The sequence below is a fragment of the Porphyromonas gulae genome (genome assembly GCF_000765945.1).
Classification (GTDB): Bacteria; Bacteroidota; Bacteroidia; order Bacteroidales; family Porphyromonadaceae; genus Porphyromonas; species Porphyromonas gulae.
Genome location: NZ_JRAT01000012.1, coordinates 522,965 through 542,048 on the forward strand (window position 1 = coordinate 522,965; position 19,084 = coordinate 542,048).

The 19,084-nt window shown below is 47.0% G+C and carries 14 protein-coding genes and 3 tRNA genes; 1 reads left to right on the top strand and 16 read right to left on the bottom strand.

The window, feature by feature from the left end; genetic code table 11:
- Positions 1-225: 225 nt before the first annotated feature.
- From rpoC to rseP, 16 genes are all read right to left on the bottom strand, one after another.
- Complete coding sequence (gene rpoC, locus HQ49_RS05725; RefSeq protein ID WP_018964326.1) at positions 226-4,527, bottom strand: DNA-directed RNA polymerase subunit beta'; 4,302 nt, start codon at positions 4,525-4,527, stop codon at positions 226-228.
- A gap of 65 nt (positions 4,528-4,592) precedes the next feature.
- Complete coding sequence (gene rpoB / locus HQ49_RS05730; RefSeq protein WP_018964325.1) at positions 4,593-8,402, bottom strand: DNA-directed RNA polymerase subunit beta; 3,810 nt, start codon at positions 8,400-8,402, stop codon at positions 4,593-4,595.
- A gap of 111 nt (positions 8,403-8,513) precedes the next feature.
- Positions 8,514-8,891 (bottom strand): 50S ribosomal protein L7/L12, encoded by a 378-nt coding sequence (rplL, locus tag HQ49_RS05735; RefSeq protein WP_039418873.1) that lies wholly within the window; start codon positions 8,889-8,891, stop codon positions 8,514-8,516.
- Positions 8,892-8,932: 41 nt separating this feature from the next.
- Positions 8,933-9,457 (bottom strand): 50S ribosomal protein L10, encoded by a 525-nt coding sequence (rplJ, locus tag HQ49_RS05740; protein ID WP_018964324.1) that lies wholly within the window; start codon positions 9,455-9,457, stop codon positions 8,933-8,935.
- A 15-nt stretch (positions 9,458-9,472) separates the two neighbouring features.
- Positions 9,473-10,171, bottom strand: coding sequence for a 50S ribosomal protein L1 (rplA, locus tag HQ49_RS05745; RefSeq protein ID WP_018964323.1), 699 nt, complete (start codon positions 10,169-10,171; stop codon positions 9,473-9,475).
- A gap of 20 nt (positions 10,172-10,191) precedes the next feature.
- Positions 10,192-10,629: a 50S ribosomal protein L11 gene (gene rplK, locus HQ49_RS05750; RefSeq protein ID WP_018964322.1), complete on the bottom strand. Its 438-nt coding sequence runs from the start codon at positions 10,627-10,629 to the stop codon at positions 10,192-10,194.
- Between the two features lie 68 nt (positions 10,630-10,697).
- On the bottom strand, positions 10,698-11,237 hold the full coding sequence (gene nusG, locus HQ49_RS05755; RefSeq protein WP_039418875.1) for a transcription termination/antitermination protein NusG: 540 nt from the start codon (positions 11,235-11,237) through the stop codon (positions 10,698-10,700).
- A 21-nt stretch (positions 11,238-11,258) separates the two neighbouring features.
- Entirely contained in the window at positions 11,259-11,462 is a 204-nt protein-coding gene (gene secE, locus HQ49_RS05760) for a preprotein translocase subunit SecE (RefSeq protein WP_004584915.1), read from the bottom strand.
- 15 nt (positions 11,463-11,477) lie between these two features.
- Positions 11,478-11,550, bottom strand: a tRNA-Trp gene (locus HQ49_RS05765).
- 69 nt (positions 11,551-11,619) lie between these two features.
- Entirely contained in the window at positions 11,620-12,807 is a 1,188-nt protein-coding gene (gene tuf, locus HQ49_RS05770; protein ID WP_018964320.1) for an elongation factor Tu, read from the bottom strand.
- Positions 12,808-12,874: 67 nt separating this feature from the next.
- Positions 12,875-12,946: transfer RNA gene (locus HQ49_RS05775), tRNA-Thr, on the bottom strand.
- Between the two features lie 32 nt (positions 12,947-12,978).
- A tRNA-Tyr gene (locus HQ49_RS05780) sits at positions 12,979-13,061 on the bottom strand.
- Between the two features lie 140 nt (positions 13,062-13,201).
- The gene (hpf, locus tag HQ49_RS05785; protein ID WP_039418876.1) at positions 13,202-14,407 is read right to left on the bottom strand and encodes a ribosome hibernation-promoting factor, HPF/YfiA family; all 1,206 of its coding nucleotides are present in this window, start codon (positions 14,405-14,407) and stop codon (positions 13,202-13,204) included.
- A gap of 77 nt (positions 14,408-14,484) precedes the next feature.
- Complete coding sequence (gene rpsU, locus HQ49_RS05790) at positions 14,485-14,676, bottom strand: 30S ribosomal protein S21 (protein ID WP_018964318.1); 192 nt, start codon at positions 14,674-14,676, stop codon at positions 14,485-14,487.
- A 161-nt stretch (positions 14,677-14,837) separates the two neighbouring features.
- Entirely contained in the window at positions 14,838-17,351 is a 2,514-nt protein-coding gene (locus HQ49_RS05795; RefSeq protein ID WP_449421059.1) for an endonuclease MutS2, read from the bottom strand.
- An 18-nt stretch (positions 17,352-17,369) separates the two neighbouring features.
- Positions 17,370-18,689: an RIP metalloprotease RseP gene (rseP, locus tag HQ49_RS05800; RefSeq protein ID WP_039418880.1), complete on the bottom strand. Its 1,320-nt coding sequence runs from the start codon at positions 18,687-18,689 to the stop codon at positions 17,370-17,372.
- Between the two features lie 196 nt (positions 18,690-18,885).
- Between rseP and HQ49_RS12700 the strand changes: the two genes are divergently transcribed.
- Positions 18,886-19,062: a DUF1661 domain-containing protein gene (locus HQ49_RS12700; protein ID WP_160224178.1), complete on the top strand. Its 177-nt coding sequence runs from the start codon at positions 18,886-18,888 to the stop codon at positions 19,060-19,062.
- The last annotated feature ends 22 nt before the right edge of the window (positions 19,063-19,084 follow it).

Consider the following 19,084-nt stretch of genomic DNA (forward strand, 5'->3'; position numbering starts at 1 on the left):
CCTGTCGGACTATTCCGAACCGATGAAGAAAAGACAAAAGTGCTTCTCTATCAATCTTCTAACCCGTATTTTGCAAATATAGGCCTGAAAGTCCGAATAACCACAATATAAGGAGGTTACTTGTCCTAAAATCAGCTAAAGACAAAAAATCAGGACTGTGTCGAAGTTTTTCACCCTAACACAGTCCTGATTATATCATTTCAAGGGTGTTTAACCCTATGAGAGCTATTCCGATGGAGCTTCTTCCATTGCTGGCTCTGTAGTGGGTACAGAAAGGAAACTCTTACGTTCGGCTGTCGCCTTTTCGTAATCGTCACGATGCATAACGACGAGCTTCTCGTAATCACGCAAACCGGTACCGGCCGGAATGAGGTGACCGCAGATAACGTTTTCTTTCAGTCCTTCCAGATAGTCGGTCTTACCACAGATAGCTGCTTCATTCAGCACCTTGGTTGTCTCTTGGAAAGAGGCTGCGGACATAAAGCTCTTGGTCTGCAGTGCCGCACGGGTAATACCTTGGAGTATCTGACTGGCGGTAGCTGACTTGGCATCGCGCACTTTCACGATCTTGAGATCCTTACGCTTGAGCATACTGTTCTCATCGCGGAGCTTGCGTGCCGTAACGATCTGTCCGGCTTTCAGCACTTGGCTGTCTCCGGCATCGATAACGACTTTCTTGCCCCAGATGCGATCGTTCTCTTCCATTACTTCGAACTTATCGACTACTTGCTGTTCGAGGAAGAGCGTATCACCCGGATCGACGATTTCAACCTTACGCATCATCTGACGAACAATGACTTCGAAATGCTTGTCATTGATCTTCACACCCTGAAGTCTATACACATCTTGTACTTCGTTCACGATGTACTCCTGTACTGCCGTAGGGCCTTTGATTGCCAGAATATCAGCCGGCGTAATGGCACCGTCTGAAAGCGGTGTCCCGGCACGCACGAAGTCGTTTTCCTGTACAAGAAGCTGCTTGGACAAGGGGATCAGATACTTTTTCTCTTCACCCAACTTAGAAGTAACAGTGATCTCACGGTTTCCTCGTTTCAGCTTGCCAAAGCCGATCTCTCCATCGATTTCAGAGACGATAGCGGGATTAGACGGATTTCGTGCTTCGAACAGCTCAGTAACACGTGGCAGACCACCGGTAATGTCACCGGCTTTACCTACAGACCGAGGAATCTTCACTAAAATCTCTCCGACTTTGACTGCGTCGCCATCGTCTTTCACTACGTGAGCACCCATCGGTAGACTGTAGTTCTTGAGCATCTCTCCATTCTCGTCTATTATTCGAGCATAAGGAGCCATGGTCTTATCCTTGGATTCGATGATGATCTTTTCTTTCAGACCGGTAGTCTCGTCACTTTCCATCTTGAAAGTTACATTCTCCACTACACCTTCAAAAGAGAGTGTTCCCGCTACTTCCGATACGATGACTGCATTGAACGGGTCCCATTCGATGATTTTGTCACCTTTCTTGACCGTATCACCTTGGCGGAAGAACAATTTTGCACCGTAGGGGATATTGTGATTGGCCAAAATGATACCGGTATTCGGATCGGCAATACGCAATTCAGTCATTCGACTCACTACGACCTGATGCGATTCGTCAGTAGCATCTACAGCACGCAGTTCTTCAAACTCGAGGATACCATCGTATTTGGACACCAAACTATTCTCTGTCGCCACATTGGAGGCAATACCTCCGACGTGGAAGGTTCGCAGCGTAAGCTGTGTACCCGGCTCCCCAATAGACTGAGCTGCAATAACGCCTACGACCTCACCACGCTGTACCATGCGGTTGGTAGCAAGATTTCTACCATAGCACTTGGCACATACACCTTTCTTGGATTCACAGGTGAGAACGGAACGGATTTCAACAGCTTCGATCGGAGAATCTTCGATAATCTGTGCTGCTTGCTCTCTGATCTCTTCTCCTGCCCTAACGATAATGTCGCCCGTGGTAGGATGAACAATATCGTGAACGGAAACGCGCCCAAGTATGCGTTCGTACAAAGAAGCAACTACATCTTCGTTTTGCTTGAGTTCGGTAGTAAGAAGTCCTCGCAATGTGCCACAATCTTCTTCTGTGATAATAACATCATGAGAAACGTCCACAAGACGACGGGTAAGATAACCGGCATCAGCCGTTTTCAATGCGGTGTCGGCAAGACCCTTACGAGCACCGTGAGTAGAGATAAAGTATTCAAGTACCGAAAGCCCTTCCTTGAAGTTTGAAAGAATGGGGTTCTCGATAATCTGACCACCCTCGGCTCCGCTCTTTTGGGGCTTAGCCATCAATCCACGCATACCGGACAGCTGACGAATCTGCTCTTTGGAACCACGGGCTCCAGAATCCATCATCATGAAGACAGAATTGAATCCGTCATTGTCTGAGCTGAGTTGCTTGATCAAGACATTTGACAAGCGGCCATTGATATGCGTCCACGTATCAATAATCTGGTTGTATCGCTCGTTGAACGTGATGAATCCCATGCTATAGTCTTGCATAATCTGCTCGACCGCAGTGTAACCCTCTTGAATCAATTTGTCCTTCTCTTCAGGGATAAGCACGTCTGCCAAATTGAAAGACAAACCACCCTTAAATGCCATGTAGTAACCCAAGTTCTTGATATCATCCAAGAATTTGGCAGTTGTAGCTACTCCACAGACCTTGATTACACTGCCGATAATGTCGCGTAGAGCTTTTTTGCCAAGTACTTCATTGACATAGCCAACTTTCTTAGGCACATATTCGTTGACCATCAGACGCCCAACGGATGTCTCTACCATACGGCGAACCGGCTCTCCGTTCTCGTAGTCTTCTACATAGACTTTAATAGGGGCATGAATATCAACTTTGCCTTCGTTATAGGCTATTGTCGCTTCTTCAGAGCCGTAGAATATCAGGCCGTGCCCTTTCGTGTTGGGGCGTAACTTCGTGATATAATACAGACCCAATACCATATCCTGCGAGGGAACAGTAATCGGTGCCCCATTGGCAGGGTTAAGAATGTTATGCGAAGCCAGCATAAGCAACTGGGCCTCAAGAATAGCTTCGTTGCTCAGAGGAAGGTGCACAGCCATTTGGTCTCCATCGAAGTCCGCATTAAATGCAGTACAACTCAATGGGTGCAATTGTATTGCTTTCCCCTCGATCAGCTTAGGTTGGAATGCTTGAATACCAAGTCGGTGAAGAGTCGGGGCACGGTTGAGAAGAACCGGATGTCCTTTCATCACATACTCCAAGATGTCCCAAATAACAGGCTCTTTACGGTCTACGATCTTCTTGGCACTCTTAACAGTCTTCACTATACCGCGCTCAATCAGCTTGCGAATAATGAAGGGTTTGTAAAGTTCGGCCGCCATGTCTTTCGGAAGTCCGCATTCGTGCATCTTGAGCTCCGGGCCAACAACGATAACAGAACGGGCAGAGTAATCGACACGCTTACCGAGCAAATTCTGACGGAAACGGCCTTGCTTACCTTTGAGACTGTCTGAAAGGGATTTCAGAGGACGGTTGTTGTCAGACTTAACCGCACTCGACTTCCGTGAGTTGTCAAAAAGTGAGTCAACTGCTTCCTGGAGCATACGCTTTTCGTTACGTAAGATAACTTCAGGAGCTTTGATCTCGATCAATCGTTTGAGACGATTGTTACGGATAATGACACGACGGTACAAGTCGTTCAAATCAGACGTGGCAAAACGCCCACCATCCAAAGGCACCAAAGGGCGAAGATCCGGCGGGATAACCGGAATGACTTTCATAACCATCCACTCAGGACGATTCACACCTTTGGATGCACGGAAGCTTTCAACGACTTGAAGACGTTTAAGTGCTTCGGTTTTACGTTGTTGCGAACCATCTGTATTGGCACGATCTCGCAATTCGTAGGAAATGGAATCCAGATCCACACGACATAGAAGATCATAAATAGCTTCTGCTCCAATCTTCGCAATAAATTTGTCTGGATCAGTATCCTCCAAATTTTGGTTGCCCTTGTGGGTACGTTCTATTTCATCGAGCTTGTCGAGGTATTCTTCCTCCGACAATAGATCAAGTTGACTCAGCCCTTCGGCAACACCCGGTTGAATGACAACGTAGCGTTCATAGTAAATGATAGCATCCAACTTCTTGGTAGGCAGACCTAATAGATAGCCGATCTTATTCGGGAGAGAACGGAAATACCAAATATGAGCAACGGGCACGACCAAGTGGATGTGTCCCATACGCTCACGGCGAACTTTCTTTTCCGTCACCTCGACTCCACAACGATCACATACGATACCACGGTATCGAATACGCTTGTATTTGCCGCAATGACATTCAAAATCCTTAACCGGACCGAAGATGCGTTCACAGAATAAACCATCTCGTTCCGGCTTGTATGTACGATAATTGATCGTCTCCGGCTTCAATACTTCTCCAAATGAGTTCTCAAGAATCTCTTCAGGAGAAGCCAAGGTGATACGAATCTTTGAGAAGTTGTTCTTTATCTTATTTTCTTTTCTAAAAGCCATAGTTCACTTTGCTTGAATAGGAATGGATGAAGGCAAAAATAATTGTACAGACTCTCGATTAGGAGTTAGTCCAAAGAAAAACTTAAACCGAGGCCTTTCAATTCATGCAATAGCACGTTAAGCGACTCCGGAATACCCGGTGTTGGCATCGGATCTCCTTTGACTATCGCTTCGTATGCCTTTGAACGTCCAACAACATCGTCAGATTTCACAGTAAGAATTTCTTGCAAGATATGCGAAGCTCCAAATGCTTCTAGAGCCCAAACCTCCATCTCTCCGAATCGTTGTCCTCCGAATTGAGCTTTACCACCGAGAGGTTGCTGGGTGATGAGTGAATACGGTCCGATGGATCGAGCATGCATCTTGTCATCGACCATGTGTCCAAGCTTCAAGAAATAAGTTACACCAACGGTTGCAGGCTGGTCGAAACGTTCGCCGGTACCACCATCGTACAGATATGTCTTTCCATCACGAGGTAGCCCTGCTTTGTCTGTCCACTCATTCATATCTTTAAGGGAAGCTCCATCGAAGATAGGTGTAGCGAACTTGACATTCATCTTGCGTCCTGCCCATGCAAGTACAGCTTCGAATATCTGTCCCAAGTTCATACGTGAGGGCACACCAAGAGGGTTCAGGCATATGTCCACCGGAGTACCGTCTGCGAGGAACGGCATATCCTCTTGACGCACGATTTTGGACACAATACCTTTATTCCCATGACGTCCAGCCATCTTGTCGCCAACTTGGATCTTCCGTTTCTTGGCTATGTAGACTTTGGCCATTTGAACAATACCCGCAGGCAGCTCGTCTCCGATCGTTTCATCTAATTTGCGACGGCGTAGTTCAGCTTCAATTTCCTTGGAGTGCTTCAGATAATTCACCGCGACAGCCTTTATCAGCTCGTTCGTATGTGCATCATTTGTCCAATCACTTAATTGGATCACATTGAAATCAAGAGCTTCAAGATCTTTTTTGGTGAATTTGCTGCCGGCCTTAATCAACTCAACATTCAAGTAGTCCTTTACGCCACAGCAGGTTTTGCCTTTGGTCAGTTCTGTTAGCTTTTCGATCAGACGCTCATGAAGTTGTTGCTGCCTTTTCGCATATGTATCGTCAAGTTTGTTTACGGCTTCTTTGGTCGATGTCCGACTCTTTTTCTTGGCAGCTTTTGAGAACAATTTCGTGTCGATTACCACCCCTCGCAGAGAGGGAGTTGCTTTCAATGAAGCGTCCTTAACGTCGCCGGCTTTGTCGCCGAAGATTGCGCGCAGCAGTTTTTCTTCAGGAGTCGGATCCGATTCACCCTTAGGCGTAATTTTTCCAATAAGGATGTCACCGGGCTCGATATGTGCCCCGATTCGCACAATCCCATTTTCATCCAAGTCCTTTGTCGCATCCTCGCTGACGTTGGGGATATCGGAAGTGAGTTCTTCAAGACCTCTTTTGGTCTCTCTAACCTCAAGAATATACTCGTCAACATGAACAGACGTGAAGAAGTCCTCTCGAACCATTCGCTCGTTCAATACGATAGCATCCTCATAATTGTATCCTTTCCAAGGCATGTATGCTACCTGAACATTGCGGCCGAGGGCTAATTCTCCCCCCTGAGTTGAATAGCCTTCCGTCAAAATTTGGCCAGCCTCTACTCTATCCCCTTTAGAACAAATAGGATGCAGGTCAATGGTCGTGCTTTGGTTCGTTTTGCGGTATTTGGGAAGATAGTAGGTAACGATGGCATCGTCGAAACTTACAAACTCTTCATCAGCTGTCCTGTCATAACGAATCTTGATGCAAGAGGCATCCACAAAGACAACCTCTCCGCCTCTCTCCGCCACGATCTGTGTACGTGAATCCTGTACCAATTTACCTTCTATACCGGTACCGACGATCGGAGATTCAGGCCTTAGTAGGGGAACAGCCTGACGCATCATGTTAGAACCCATCAACGCACGGTTGGCATCGTCGTGTTCCAAGAAAGGAATTAAAGCTGCTGCGATTGAAGCAATTTGAGTGGGCGAAACATCCATCAGATCGACCTCATCCGGTGTAACCAACGGGAAATCCGACTCGTAACGTGCTTTTACTCGTTCTCTGACAAATCGACCATTTTCGTCAAGAGGCGCATTTCCTTGTGCTACGGTCTTCTCTTCCTCTTCTTCTGCCGTGTAGTATTTCAGTCCATTGTCGGAAAAATCTACCTTGCCGTTCTTTACTTCACGGTATGGTGTTGTGATAAAACCCAAATCACTGATTTTGGCGTATACGCAGAGGGAGGAAATCAGACCGATATTGGGTCCTTCAGGCGTTTCAATAGGACATAGACGACCATAATGCGTGTAGTGAACGTCCCGGACTTCAAAGCCGGCCCGTTCGCGCGATAGACCTCCGGGGCCCAATGCCGACAGACGTCGCTTATGCGTTATTTCAGCCAATGGGTTTGTCTGATCCATGAACTGCGACAAGGCATTGGTACCAAAGAAAGAATTCACGACAGAGGAAATAGTCTTAGCATTGACCAAATCAATAGGAGTGAAAACTTCATTGTCGCGAACATTCATTCGATCGCGTACCGTCCTGGCCATACGGGCCAAACCAATACCAAATTGGTTGTAAAGCTGCTCTCCGACAGTCCGAACACGACGGTTCGACAAGTGGTCTATATCGTCTACCGATGCCTTGGAATTTACTAACTCGATAAGATACTTGATGATCTCAATGATATCCTCATTTGTCAGTACTTTGATATCGGGATCGATATTCAAGTTCAGCTTCTTATTGATACGATAGCGCCCGACATCGCCTAAGTCGTACCGTTTATCAGAGAAGAACAGATTCGTTATTACCTCTCTTGCACTTGCATCATCAGCCGGCTCGGCATTACGGAGCTGTCTGTATACATAATACAGGGCTTCTTTTTCCGAATTACATGGATCCTTCTGTAAAGTGTTGAATATGATGCTGTAATCAGAAGTATTCGAATCACTTCGGTGTAGCAGGATCGTTTGTGTATTTGAGTTGAGGATTGCCTCAATATTATCCTCTGTCAGTTCAACCTCTCTGTCCACCACGACAGTGATTCGCTCCATGGAAACAACTTCGCCGGTGTCTTCATCACTAAGATCATCGATATACGTATTGATGACGCGAGCTGCTAATTTGCGTCCGATGCATTTCTTCAGGTTGGTCTTCGTTACTTTTACCTCTTCGGCAAGATTGAAGATGTCGAGAATGTCTTTGTCTGCCTCGAAACCAATGGCACGAAGAAGAGTTGTTACAGGAAGTTTCTTCTTTCTATCGATGTATGCATACATGACATTGTTAATGTCCGTAGCAAATTCGATCCATGAGCCTTTGAATGGTATGATTCGCGCTGAGTATAGTTTGGTACCGTTAGTGTGAAGGCTTTGCCCAAAGAACACACCCGGAGAACGGTGCAATTGGGAAACGATGACGCGCTCGGCTCCATTTATAACAAATGTGCCGGAACTTGTCATATAGGGTATAGGTCCAAGAAAAACGTCCTGAATTACGGTCGCAAAATCTTCGTGATCAGGATCCGTACAATAAAGTTTTAGCTTAGCTTTCAGAGGGACGCTATAGGTGAGCCCCCTGCTAAGACATTCCTCGATGGAATACTTGGGGGGATCAATATAGTAATCAAGGAATTCCAGGACAAAGTTGTTACGGGTATCGGTTATTGGAAAATTTTCCGCAAAAACTTTATAGAGACCTTCTTTTTTCCTCCTCTCGGGCGGAGTATCTAACTGAAGGAAGTCATGGAACGACTTGAGTTGAACTTCGAGAAAGTCCGGATAGGAAAGCGGATTTTTTATCGAAGCGAAGTTGATTCTATTGTTGTTTGTAGTCGGCGTCATCTAAAATTCAGGACTATTTTAACTTGGGAAAACTATAGACACGAAATGGTTAAGATCCCCCAAAATGGGGGGCCTTAACCATAATAACCTGATAATCAGGCCTAAAATGCGTTATTTCAGTTCTACTTCAGCACCTGCTTCTTCGAGAGCCTTTTTCAGAACCTCAGCAGTAGCTTTGTCTACACCTTCCTTCACGGTAGAAGGTGCTGCGTCTACGAGATCCTTTGCTTCTTTCAGGCCAAGACCGCATTGTTCTTTAACAGCTTTTACTACCTGCAATTTTGCAGCTCCAGCACTCTTAAGAACTACATCGAAAGAAGTTTTCTCCTCTTCAGCTGCAGCACCGGCAGCACCAGGAGCAGCGGCTACAGCAACAGCAGCAGCTGCCGGCTCGATGCCATATTCTTCTTTCAGGATAGTAGCGAGTTCGCTAACTTCTTTTACTGTCAAGTTAACCAGTTGTTCAGCAATAGCTTTAATGTCTGCCATTTTATTTTTGAGTATTAAAAGTTTTCAATTATACTGTTGAATTATTTTTCTTCCAAGGTCTTCAACACACCATGGATCGTTTGACCTGCTGACTGCAAAGATGCAATAACGTTCTTGGCCGGAGACTGCAGCAATGCCACAACATCTGCGATAAGTTCGTTTTTGCTCTTGATCGAAACCAAAGCATCCAGGTTTTCCCTTCCAATGTAGAAGCTTTCCTGTACGTACGCAGCTTTTAGCCAAGGTTTTCCTTCTCCTTTGGTATCCTTTGTAAACTGCTTGATTACTTTGGCGGGAGAATTAGCCACTTCACAGAACATGACAGCGGTATTCCCTTTCAGACAGCTGTACAATGAAGAGAAATCTACATCACTCGCTGCTAAGGCTGCACGCAAAAGCGTGTTTTTCACCATTACCAACTTCACTCCGTTTTTATTGCAGTTGCGACGGAGCTCTGATGTTTTCTCAGCATTTAATGCTTCTATGTCAGTCAAGTAGAAGTGGGGGTATTGGCCGATATATTCGGTCAACTGCCTTATAACTGTACCTTTATCTTCCTTTCTCATCGTTTCTACCCTTTCTTAATTTTCATCCACTGTCTTAGGATCAACTTTGATACCGAAACTCATAGTACTTGAAAGATAGATGCTTTTGATATAAGTACCCTTAGCTGTAGTAGGCTTGAGTTTAATAATCGTATTAATAAACTCACGTGCATTATCGCGGATTTGGTCCGCAGAGAATGACACTTTACCTATCGACGTATGAACGATACCGGTTTTATCAACTTTAAAGTCAATCTTACCGGCTTTCACTTCTTTTACAGCAGCACCTACATCATTGGTTACAGTCCCGCTTTTAGGGTTAGGCATCAATCCGCGAGGACCTAAAACACGTCCCAATGCACCGATTTTACCCATAATGGCAGGCATGGTGATGATGACGTCGATGTCAGTCCAACCGCCCTTGATTTTTTCTATGTATTCATCAAGACCTACATAATCAGCACCAGCTTCTTTAGCTTCAGCTTCTTTATCAGGAGAGCACAATGCCAAAACGCGGATCTGCTTTCCAGTTCCGTGCGGAAGCGTTACAACGCCACGCACCATCTGGTTAGCCTTGCGGGGGTCTACACCCAAGCGCACATCAATATCCACAGATGCATCAAAATTGGTCGTGGTGATCTCTTTCACCAAGGCCGATGCTTCCGATATTGTGTATGCTTTCCCGGGTTCAATCTTGCTAAAGGCCAACTTCTGTTTTTTTGTTAGTTTGCTCATTTTGAGTAAGATTAAATTATTTATTCCGGGAAGTCCCCTTTAACCGCGATACCCATGCTTCGAGCAGTACCGGCTACCATTTTCATGGCAGCTTTAATATCGAAGCAATTCAAATCGACAAGCTTGTCTTCTGCGATCGCACGTACTTGCTCCCATGTGATTTCTGCTACCTTCTTACGATTAGGCTCTGCAGAACCGCTCTTCTGTTTGCTGGCTTCAAGGAGTTGAATAGCAACAGGAGGAGTTTTTACGATAAAATCAAAAGACTTATCGGCATAGTACGTAATTACTACAGGCAATACTTTGCCGGCTTTGTCTTGGGTCCTGGCATTAAATTGCTTGCAAAACTCCATGATGTTGATGCCCTTTGCACCAAGTGCAGGCCCAACAGGGGGTGAGGGATTAGCTGCACCACCTTTTATTTGCAATTTGATTTGTCCAGCAACTTCTTTAGCCATTGTTCTAAAATTAAAAATTCAGACACACACTATATCAATGTGAGAGAGAAAAGATCCGTAACATAACCTTATTCTTTCTCAACCTGCACATAAGAAAGCTCCAGTGCCGTTTTTCTTCCGAAAATCTTCACCATCACCTTGAGCTTCTTCTTGTCGGGATTGACTTCTTCCACTATCGCATCGAAACCGGCAAAAGCACCATCTGATACTTTCACGGTTTCGCCCACCATAAAGCTGAGTTCATATTCTTCGTCTTCACTGTCCAGCTGGTCAACTTTTCCTAAGATTCGACTAACTTCGGACGGGTGAAGAGGTGCCGGACGACCGTCACCCAAGAACCCGATCACGTTGGGCGTACTGCGTAGCCTGTGCTCTACTTCACCGACCAAAACAGCTTCGACCAATACGTATCCGGGTAAGTAAGGGCGTTCTTTTATAACCCTTTTACCGGCACGCTGCGTCATCACTTTTTCAGTGGGAATGAGAACCTGAAAGAGATAATTACCTAAATCGGAGTGCTTCATTTCTGCTTCCAGATATTCACGCACTTTGTTCTCCTTACCACTAATGGCACGGAGAACATAGAATTTTTTCTCTGCGTTTGTCATATCTTGATAAGCAAGAAATGGTTAGAACACCAATTTGTATACCAGTTCCATGATCCGCTCGAAAGCAGTATCGACAACAAACACAAAAAGAGCAATGATTAAGGAAGCAATCATCACTACTACAGCACTGTTTGTCAGCTCGGATCTGGTAGGCCAAGAAACCTTATGTACAAGCTCATTATAGGAATCCGTTATCGAAGTCCCTATTTTATTGAATAGTTTCATTGATTGAAAATTTTGCACGGGTTGAGAGACTCGAACTCCCGACACTTGGTTTTGGAGACCAATGCTCTACCAACTGAGCTAAACCCGTTTGAAAAGAGCCCGATACCCACCCATTGAGAGAGGTATCGGGACCCCTTAGTATTGCTGACTAATCGAATTAGTCGATGAGTTCTGTAATCTGACCGGCACCTACCGTACGACCACCTTCACGGATAGCGAAGCGGAGACCTACGTTACATGCAACCGGGTAGATGAGTTCAACCGTAATCGTTACGTTGTCACCGGGCATAACCATTTCTGTTCCTTCGGGAAGAGTGATTTCACCGGTTACGTCAAGCGTACGGATATAGAACTGCGGACGATATTTGTTGTGGAAAGGAGTATGACGACCACCTTCTTCTTTCTTCAAGATATAAACCTCAGCCTTAAATCTCTTGTGAGGAGTAACCTTACCCGGGTGAGAGATAACCATACCACGCTTGATCTGATCCTTATCGATACCACGGAGGAGAAGACCAACGTTGTCACCGGCCTGACCTTCGTCAAGAATCTTACGGAACATTTCAACACCCGTAACAACCGACTTCATTCCTTCTGCACCGAGACCGATGATCTGAACTTCGTCGCCGGTCTTCACAATACCGGTTTCGATACGTCCTGTAGCAACCGTACCACGACCCGTGATAGAGAATACGTCTTCAACCGGCATCAAGAACGGCTTGTCGATGTCACGCTCAGGCAGGGGAACCCAGTTGTCAACAGCTTCCATAAGCTCCATCACCTTGTCTTCCCACTGAGGCTCTCCATTCAAAGCACCCAGAGCAGAGCCACGGATAACAGGAGTATTGTCGCCATCGAAATCGTAGAAAGAAAGGAGTTCGCGCATGTCCATTTCAACAAGCTCGAGCATCTCTTCATCGTCTACCATGTCGCATTTGTTCATGAAAACAACCAGACGAGGAACGTTTACCTGACGAGCCAAAAGGATGTGCTCGCGAGTCTGAGGCATAGGACCGTCTGTGGCAGCTACAACGATGATAGCACCGTCCATCTGAGCAGCACCGGTAACCATGTTCTTCACATAGTCGGCGTGACCCGGACAGTCTACGTGAGCGTAGTGACGATTAGCTGTTTGGTATTCAACGTGTGAAGTATTAATCGTGATACCACGTTCCTTTTCTTCGGGAGCGTTATCGATTGAATCAAATGAACGAAGCTCTGAAAGACCCTTCTTTGCCAACACGGTTGTGATTGCAGCCGTCAAGGTAGTCTTACCGTGGTCCACGTGTCCGATCGTACCTACGTTAACGTGGGGTTTCGATCTGTTAAAATGCTCTTTTGCCATAACCTTAAGTTCTTTGTTTTATTTAAGTTGTTTGTTTGTGCTTATACAAAACGCTAACCACAATCAGAGCCGATGCCGGGACTTGAACCCGGGACCTCTTCCTTACCAAGGAAGTGCTCTACCGCTGAGCTACATTGGCAATCCGATATTCCCTCATTTTGTCAGAGAGGGTGGGCAGTGATGGATTCGAACCACCGAAGGCGTAAGCCAGCTGAGTTACAGTCAGCCCCATTTGGCCACTCTGGTAACTGCCCCTCGCGCTCCGGTGTCCGACTTATTACTGCTAAAATCACAGCCTTAGCCTCATTGCGGATTAAGGGGAGGCGAATCGGCTGCAAATTTAGTGACATTTTCTAATTCGCCAAACATTCGGCGAATCTTTTTGGCCTTTGTCCTATTTTCTCTGTTCTTTCCTTTTTTCGATTTGTCTCTTCAGCGCATCGACCGTCAGATCAATAGCTTCCTCAAAGGTGTCTGCTGTCTTTTCTGCAAACAAGTCGTCGCCGGGGATATAGAGCCTGATAGATGCTTCTTTGTTTTGTACGGTCTCAGGCTTGACGAGCTTGAGGACTACTTCGGCTCCCGTTATTCCATCAGACAAGCGATTCAGCTTGGATATTTTCTTCTGTGCAAATTCTTTCAGTTGGTCAGTAGCATCGAAATGCAGAGCCTGGATTCTTACATCTGTCATGGTCGTTTCTTCTTTTTTTGCTCTTGGATGAGCGTTATACATTTGTTTAAGTTGCTCGAACGAAATATGCGTGTACTGCACCGTCGTAGAAAGACTGTCGTGCCCTAAGAGTTCTTTGACCGACATCAGATCTGCTCCGTGATTGAGCATTTCGGTGGCGAAGCTGTGTCTCAGAACATGCGGACTCCTCTTGGTCAGGTGCGGTACGTTTGCCAATGCTGTACGAACTATGTTGTAGACCACTTCACCTGTCAGTGGCCTGCCATCCAAAGAAACGAAAAAAAAATCAGATTTCCCTACTTTTTCTTCACGAATATTCCGATAGTTGTCTATCATATCATGCAGACGTTTTCCGAAAGGTACTATTCGCTCTTTGTTCCTTTTGCCGATGACACGTATGCAGCCGGCCTTATCTTCTACCGCGCTGTCTTTGAGAGTGGCTATTTCGGAACGCCGCAGCCCCACTTCATACAGTGTTTCCAGAATCAATCTGTCCCGTACGGCCTCGAAATCATCTTCACGGATGGGCTGATTCAGCACTTTTTCCATTTCATCGTTCGGGACGAAAACGGGTAGTGGCCTCTCTTTCTTCGGCCCCCTCAGCATTCGGACAGGGCTTTGCCCTATAAGCCCGATTTTGACCATGTATCTGTAAAAGCTTTTCAGCACGCTCAGCCTGCGCTGGACGGAAGAGCTTTTTTGTCCGGATTCCATCAAAGAGAAGAGCCAAGCGCGCGCGACATCCTTGTCGCGTTCGCTTGGCTCGAATACTTCTCCCGTGTGTTCACTGAAGAAAGCGACATAGCGATTCAAATCTTGCGCATAGTCACAAATAGTTCGTTCTGACGCGTGAACTTCGTAGCGCAGATAATAGAGGAATCTTTCGATGGTGTCGGGTGTTTCATTCATTGTCGCGAAAGAGGTCGGTCTCGATCATTGCACCCGTCTTGAGCGCCGCAAAGAAAATGCGGCAATAGCTATCCTTCTTATTCTTCGGCAACCTGAAGCTGCTTCACGTAGATGGCTTTTTGCATCTTCTTGCGCTTGGTCACCGAGGGCTTTTCAAAAGCCTGACGAGCACGCAATTCGCGTACTGCTCCGGTTTTTTCAAACTTTCTTTTGAAGCGTTTCAGTGCTCTTTCGATGTTCTCGCCTTCTTTAACTGGAACTACGATCATAATCTTCTTCTGTTTTTTATTTTGTTTTTGTTATTCTTCGTTCGTGATCATGAAATTCGGTGCGCAAAGTTAGAAATACTTTGTTGATTGCCAAAAACTTTGCTGAAGATCTATTTCGAAAAGCAGATGATTTCGGCCATTGGAGATCGTATAGAAAGCTGTCATCCCAATTCGACGACAGTGATACCGGCTCCTCCGAACTGGACATGTTCGTCAGCAAAATGCCTTACGCCATCGACTGTGGCCAAATACTCCCTGATCACCATCCTGAGTGCACCTGTTCCTGTTCCATGAAGTATCCGTACGCGTGGTATTCCCAGTTGGATGGCATCATCGATAAAATACATGACAGCTTGGACGGCTTCGTTCACACGCATGCCGCGCAGATCGATGTCTTGCTTGAAATCCAAACGCTTCTCGTGGATCCGGTCTATGATCATTCGGGCAGATGCTCCGGAGGCAGGGGCGGACTTCCGCTCTTTGACGGGCTTGGCCGGTTCCAACCGATCGATCGGTACAGTCGTTTTGATCATTCCGAGAGCGATGGTAGCCTCCCGATCATTCATATCTATAATACTGCCTATAGCCGTCTGTCCTTTGATTCGTACCGTATCGCCCACTTGCATGACAGGGGATTGGGGTACTTCTTGCGGCTTTGGCTCTACAGGTGTTTCGGTCGAACGGGGTGCTGCTTTCTCTTGCTTCCGTTTTTTTCTCCGTTTTATTTTCTCTATCTCCCGATTGATTCGCTCTTCTTTTTCGACCTCTTCTTTGTTGATCGTTTCCCTGAAGTCGCTCAGCTCTTGTCGTGCTCTCCGCGTTTTCTCCCTTTCGGCTTGCGCCTCTTTGATGTCGCGGATCGTTTTCTCTATCTGAGCAGACGATTGGGACAGCATCTCGGATGCTTGTTGGCGAGCTTCGTCCAGTATTTGTTTGCGTTCTTTTTTGATAGACTCCAGACGCGATTCATATTCGGCGGCAGCCTCTTCCAGCCGTTTTTCCTCCTTTCGGATATTGGTACGCTTAGTCTCCCAGTATCGTTTGTCCCGTACGATGTCCTGAAGATACTTATCCATGTCGATGTAGCCCGTGCCCACCTTGTCTGTGGCTTCGGCTATGACCTCCTCGGGCAGCCCGATCTTGCGAGCGATCTCGATGGCAAACGAACTTCCCGGCCGACCGATGGAGAGACAGAAGAGTGGGCGCATCTCATGGCGATCGTAGAGCATGGCTCCGTTTACAAGCCCCGGTGTCTCTTCGGCATAGGCTTTCAGATTATGGTAGTGAGTAGTTACCACTCCGAATCCTTCCTGTTCGTTGAAGCGATGTAGTAGTGCTTCGGCGATGGCTCCGCCTATCTGAGGTTCGGTACCGCCACCGAACTCATCTATTAATAATAGTGTACTCTTATCCGTATGGCGGGCAAAGTGTTTCATATTCCTCAGATGCGAACTGTAGGTGCTGAGGTCATCTTCTATCGACTGTTCATCTCCTATATCGATGAAGAGCTTGCCAAATATTCCTGCCGTAGAATCGGGGGACATCGGTATGGGAAGACCACTTTGGAGCATGTATTGCAACAGCCCCACCGTCTTTAGACAGACAGATTTGCCCCCTGCATTGGGACCGGATATGATCAGGATACGTTTGTCGGGAGCAGTAAGCGATATATCCAGCGGAATCACATCTCTACCATGTGCTCTGAGACTGCGAAGCAGCAGCGGATGTACGGCTTTCACCCACCGGATCTCCGGCCTCTTGGACAAAATGGGACGGATAGCATTCCATTCGACGCTGAGACGAGCTTTCGCTGAGATGAAGTCAAACAGTCCTATCCATTCGTAGCAGTCAATCAGATCATGAATGTGCGGACGAAGAGCATTGCATACCTCTATCAGTATGCGAATGATTTCTCGCCTTTCGGCTGCCTCCAGCTCGCGAATACGATTGTTCGCTTCTACTATCTCTGCAGGTTCGATGAAGACGGTCTTCCCCGTGCCGGATTCGTCATGGACGATACCTCTTACCTTCCGCTTATGTGCCGGAGGTACCGGAATCACCAGCCGTCCATCGCGCACCGATGGCTGTACACCCTGATCCACCCAGCCTTCGGACTGAGCCAAACGAAGGATGCCTTGGAGAGTGCGCGAGATATTCTTCTCTATGGAGGAGAGTTCGCGGCGGATATTCATCAGTTCGGGCGAGGCATTGTCTTTCATTTTCCCGAACCGATCGAACAGGCTGCTGATACGCTTCTCCAGATCCGGAAAGGCAACGGCTTCGGACAAAAGAGCTTGAAGGTGGGGGTACGGTGTATCCTTAGCCTCCTCTTCTTCCCCCACATGGAAGAAACGGATGAGGGCTTCGATTGTCCTCAGTGCAGTAGCCACATCCAGCAACTCTCGCTCTTCCAGATAGGTGCCGGCAGGTCGGATACGGTTTAGTGCTTCTCGTACATCGGCCAGACGGAGATCGGGAAACAAATCTTCTTCTCTCAGGATAATCTGCATTTCTTCCGTCTCGGCGAGCAAACGGCTGACTTCGTCATGCCTTGCAAGAGCATGCATCTGTACCACCCGATCGCTGCCCATCGGACTATGACAATGGCCGATGAGAAGGCGACGAATCTCATCGAAACCCACTTTCTCCTCGAAGTTGTGGGGGTAGGTTTCCATCCGAATCATAGCAGTCTGTCAGCGAAAAGCCCTGAGCAAATCATTGCCATTGGCATAGAGAACGAGAAGAATCAGAATAGCCATCCCGATCAATTGTGCACGGATAAGGACTTCCTGACCGACTTTCCTGCGGGTAATGATTTCGATAAGAAGAAAGAGGATATGACCTCCATCCAATGCCGGTATGGGCAGGATATTCATGACTGCCAGCATAATGGAGAGAAGTGCCGTCATAGCCCAGAATTGAGGCCAGTTCCAAGAGGCCGGAAAGAGGCTGCCCAATGTGCCGAAGCCACCTATCTGTCCTGCCCCTTCTTTGGTGAAGACGTACTTCATGTCGCTTACATAGCTGCGCAAGGTGCCCACGCCTTGTGCTATTCCGGCCGGTATGGCTTCGAACAGCGAATATCGGATATGATCGATGGTATAGATGGCATCTAACGGTCGGAGGCTCACTCCGATAAGTCCACCGGTATCTACCGGCAGCGTTATAGTCAGCTCTTCGCCTGCACGGGCTATAGTCAGGGCTATACTATCGCCTGCATGACTGCGAATGGCTCCGATCACATCGCTTGCATCAGGCATCAACTTGCCATTTACGGTAGTGATGCTGTCGCCCACTTTCAGCTGATAGGCATAAGCTGTCCCTTGGGGCATGACGCTATCGATGACGAATGGCACCTGTATGGACATAAAACCACTGTTGGCTTTGAGCACACGCTTCATCATATCGTGCGGAACGTGTACGATCTCTCGCCGGCCTTGTCTCAGGACTTCCACTTGGCGAGCCTGAATCACCGATCGCATGAACCCCGAAGCCAAAGCATCCACCGGCCGGCCATCCACAGTGAGGATAATATCATTGTCTTGAAAACCGGCCTCCTGTGCCACGGAGGAGAAGGCCATGCCCGAACTGATACGCTCTGAAGGCATCCGCATGCTACCCCATTGCAGGACAATACCGGAATAGATGACAAGAGCCAACAGGAAATTGAACAGCACTCCTCCCAGCATGATCAGAAGCCGCTGCCATGCCGGTCGGCTGCGAAATTCATAAGGTTTCGGCTCTTGTTGCAAGTACTCGGTATCCATGGATTCGTCTATCATCCCGTTGATCTTGCAGTAGCCGCCGAGAGGCAGCCAACCGATGCCGAATTCCGTTTCACTCCGTTTGGGCTTGTAACGGAAGATGGCACCTCCCCAATCGAAGAAAAGGTAGAACTTGTCCACCCTGACTCGGAAGAGACGAGCAAAAAAGTAATGTCCCAATTCATGGACGAAAACCAGAATGGCGAATGCGAGGATCAACTGCGCGGCCTTAATGAGGAAAACTATCATGCGAGAGTCTTAATATTATGTAAGAGGGCTGATTGTATGTGCCTCTTTCCTTCAATAACATGCGGCAAAGATATAGGTTTTAGTTCTCTGCTCCCCCCTTGCAATTATATGAGGGCGGGATGATAGTAGAGCAATCAGGAACGAAAAAAATGGATTTCTACAGTTCAGAAAAACGTGGTCTGAGTTCGTTTTCATTTTGGTTCGCAAATTTTTTCTTTCCCGAACCAAAACTAAAATAATCTCGCGCCGCATTCTCAAATTCTTGGAACCGCAATCTTGCCATATTCGGTTCGAAAAAAACGCGAACCATTCTTCTGTTTCTCATTCTTTTGAGCAGGGCGAAAGACACAGATGCCACACGCACTACATGTAAATGTCAGACGTAAAATGAGTTT